At 69.1% G+C, this 3,717-nt stretch carries 3 protein-coding genes; all 3 read right to left on the bottom strand.

Annotated elements, in window-relative coordinates; genetic code table 11:
• Positions 1-52: 52 nt before the first annotated feature.
• Positions 53-1,378, bottom strand: coding sequence for a dihydrolipoamide acetyltransferase family protein (locus tag U9978_RS12970; protein WP_322761355.1), 1,326 nt, complete (start codon positions 1,376-1,378; stop codon positions 53-55).
• Between the two features lie 107 nt (positions 1,379-1,485).
• Positions 1,486-2,472, bottom strand: a complete 987-nt coding sequence (locus U9978_RS12965) for an alpha-ketoacid dehydrogenase subunit beta (RefSeq protein WP_416210951.1) — start codon at positions 2,470-2,472, stop codon at positions 1,486-1,488.
• Between the two features lie 2 nt (positions 2,473-2,474).
• Positions 2,475-3,662 (bottom strand): pyruvate dehydrogenase (acetyl-transferring) E1 component subunit alpha, encoded by a 1,188-nt coding sequence (gene pdhA, locus U9978_RS12960; protein ID WP_416210954.1) that lies wholly within the window; start codon positions 3,660-3,662, stop codon positions 2,475-2,477.
• Positions 3,663-3,717: the final 55 nt, after the last annotated feature.

The following is a 3,717-nucleotide window of genomic DNA, read 5'->3' as shown; positions in this document are numbered from 1 at the left end:
AAGGGCGCGGCCTTGTGGGCACTATTGCGAACAGGACCGATCAGGAATTGGATCAGATCCAGGCGAGGGCCACAGCCGGGTCCGCGAGCATTCTGGCGACATCGACGAGCACCTTTGCACCGAGCTCACCATCCACGATCCGGTGGTCGAAGGTCAGGGCGAGCTGCGCCACCGTCCGCACGGCAAGCTCTCCGTCGTGCACCCACGGCATCGGGCGAATCGCGCCGAGGGCGAGGATCGCAGCCTCCGGGGGGTTGAGGATGGGTGTTCCGGTGTCGATTCCGAACACGCCGATATTGGTGATTGTGATGGTTCCGCCGCGTAGTGCACCCGGTGTGGCTGTCCCGGTCCGGGCTGCCTCGGTCAGCTCGTACAGGGCATGTCCGAGCGCAACCATTCCCATTCCCTGCGCATCCGGGATGTTCGGCACGACGAGCCCGCGGGGTGCAGCCACCGCGATCCCGAGGTTGACGTTCTCATGGATGACGATCTGCGCGGGTTCGTCGCCGGACGCTTCCTCCCAACATGAATTGATCATCGGATGACGCTGGACGGCGGTCAGCAGCGCCTTCGCGACGAACAGCAGCGCGGTCACCTTCACACCCGCGAACTCGGGCAGCGCGGCGAGCCGGTCACGGGCCGCCATCGTCTCGGTGACATCGACGCTGACGAACTCGGTGACCTGCGGCGCGGTGTATGCGCTGGTCACCATGGCCGTTGCGGTCGCGCGCCGGACGCCGGTCACCGGTATCCGGCGGACCCGGGCGTCCCGCTCCTCGCGGGCGGGGGTCCGGGCTGCCTCGACATCAGCCCGGCTGACCGTTCCATGCGGTCCGGTGCCGGTGATCCGCCAGATGTCGACACCGAGATCCCGAGCGAGCTTGCGGACCGGTGGCTTCGCGAGTACGACCGGCCGTGGCCGCCGCTCGGGGTGCTCAGACCGATCGGTTCGGGCCGTCTGCCCCGTCTGGGCGGCCTGCCCGGTCTGGGCGGCCCGGCGCCGGGTCCGGGCGCGTGCCGGTCCAGCGGATGTGCGCGGGCCATATCCGACCAGCACCGGTGTCCGCCCGTCCGGTGGGCGGACCGTCCCCTGGTCCGGTCCATGAGCGCCGTTCGGTGCTGGGACGTCGGTCGAAGCTGGGACGTCGACGGTGACCAACGGTCGTCCCACCTCGACGGTGTCGCCCGGTTCGGCGTGCCGCACGGCGAGTACGCCGGCCAGTGGTGAGGGCACCTCCACCAGCGCTTTGGCGGTCTCCACCTCGACGATCGGTTGATTGACCGCTACCGGCTCGCCCACCTCCACCAGCCACCGGACGATTTCGGCGTCCGGTAGGCCCTCGCCCAGGTCGGGGAGGCGGAACTGCTCACGTGGCACAGGTGACCTCCAACTGGCGGATGACTCGCGGCCCTGCCCGGACCGCGCCGGTCAGTGCCGGTCAGTGCCGGTCAGTGCCGGCACGTCGGTCGGCACGGGCATACAGATCAGTACTGGAAGGAACGGTCGACGGCATCCAGGACCCGGTCGACGTCCGGTAGGTAGTGCTCCTCCAGGCGGGCCGGCGGGTATGGGGTGTCATAGCCGGTGACGCGTAGTACCGGAGCCTCCAAGGAGTAGAACGCGGCCTCGCTGACCCGGGCCGCGATCTCCGCGGACAGGGACACGTTCGACGGTGCCTCATGGACGACCACGCACCGGCCGGTGCGGCGCACGGACGCGAGCACCGGAGTCAGGTCGAGCGGGGACAGGGTGCGCAGGTCGATGACCTCAAGCTCGCGACCCTCGTCGGCCATTGCCGTGGCTGCGTCCAGGCAGGTCCGTACCATCGGGCCATAGGCGACGAGCGTTGCGTCGTCCCCGGTCCGCACGACCCGGCTGGTGTGCAACGGGATTGCCCCGGCCAGGGGCTCGTCGGTTTCGACATCCCCCTTCTCCCAGTACCGGCGCTTGGGCTCGAAGAAAATCACCGGATCGTCGGCCGCGACTGCCTGCTGGATCATCGTGTGGGCGTCGGTCGGGCTGGAACAGGCGACGACCTTGAGGCCGGCGGTATGGCAGAAGTACGCTTCCGGTGACTCACTGTGGTGCTCGACAGCGCCGATGCCACCACCGAACGGGATGCGGACCGTCACCGGAACCCGGACCCGTCCCCGGGTCCGGTAGTGGATTTTTGCCAGCTGGGTGACGATCTGGTCGAAAGCCGGGTAGACGAAGCCGTCGAACTGGATCTCGCATACCGGCCGGAACCCACGCATGGCCATCCCGATCGCGGTTCCGATGATCGCGGACTCGGCCAGCGGCGTGTCGATGACGCGCGCCTCGCCGAAGTCGGCGAGTAGCCCCTCAGTGATCCGGAAGACGCCGCCGAGCCTACCGACGTCCTCACCCATCACCACGACCTTGTCATCGGCGGCCATGGCCGTGCGCAGTCCGGTATTGAGGGCCTTGGCCAGCGTCAGCGTCGAGCGCACCGTCAGTTCGCCTTTCGCGGTTCGAGCGTCGCCGGTGACGGTTCGATCTCCAGATAGGCATCCCGCGCGGCGCGCAGGGTCTCGGGCTCGTCCACGTACACGTGATCGAAAAGGCTGTGCGGTGACGGGTCGGGCAGGCGCAGGCAGCGTTTGCGTACCGTCGCCGCGAGGGTGTCGGCCTCGGCGTCGAGAGCGGCGGCCGCAGCGTCGTCCAGGAGCCCGCGGTCGCGTAGGTAGGCGGTCATCCGTTGCACCGGGTCCCGCTGGCCCCATTGGGTCAGCTCCTCTGCGTGACGGTAACGGGATGGATCGTCGGCGGTGGTGTGCGCGCCCATCCGGTATGTAACAGCCTCGATCAGCGTCGGACATCCCCGGCGGGCCGAGTCCAGCGCCCAGCGGGTCACCGCGAGCGTCGCCAGCACATCGTTGCCGTCAACCTGGACGCCCCGGATACCGAACCCTGACGCTCTCTGATAAATCGGCGCCCGGCTCTGTCGTCGGGCCGGTTCGGAGATCGCCCACTGGTTGTTCTGGCAGAAGAACACCACTGGAGCTTCAAAGACGCCCGCCCAGTTGAGCGCCTCATTGACGTCCCCCTGACTGGACGCTCCGTCACCGAAGTAGACCAGCGTCGCCGACATGCCCCGGCCCCGACCCCGGCCCTGGCCGTTGCTGGTGCTGGTGCTGGTGCTGGTGCCAGCGGTACTCCAGGCATGATCGCGGGAGACGCCCATCGCATAGCCGGTGGCGTGCAGGGCCTGCGAGCCGACGACGATCGCGTAGCACTGGAATCCGTGCTTGTCCGCGTCCCACCCGCCGTGGGTGACCCCGCGGAACAGGCTGAGGACGTCCAGCGGGTCGACCCCGCGGCACCAGGCCGCCGCGTGTTCACGGTAGGACGGGAAGACCATGTCGTCGTCGCGCAGCGCCCTGGCCGAGCCGACCTGGGCCGCCTCCTGGCCACGCAGGCTGGCCCACAAGCCGAGTTCGCCCTGACGCTGGAGCGCCGTCGCCTCCTCGTCGAGGCGGCGTGCGATCACCATGTCGCGCAGGAGCCCGTACAGGTCGGCGTCGGTCAGGTCCGAGAGGTAGGGATCGTAGGTCCGGTCGGGCAGCCGCTCGCCGTCGGGCGTGAGCAGCCGCACCAGCCCCGGGTCGCCATCCCGCGCGTCATCTGGATCGCGCGGGATGGCGACCCGGGGCTGGTGCGGCTGCTCACGCCCGACGGCGAGCGGCTGCCCGACC

It is taken from the genome of Protofrankia sp. Cr2 (genome assembly GCF_963555885.1).
Lineage (GTDB): Bacteria > Actinomycetota > Actinomycetes > Frankiales > Frankiaceae > Protofrankia.
This window is presented reverse-complemented; position numbering and strand designations above follow the sequence as displayed.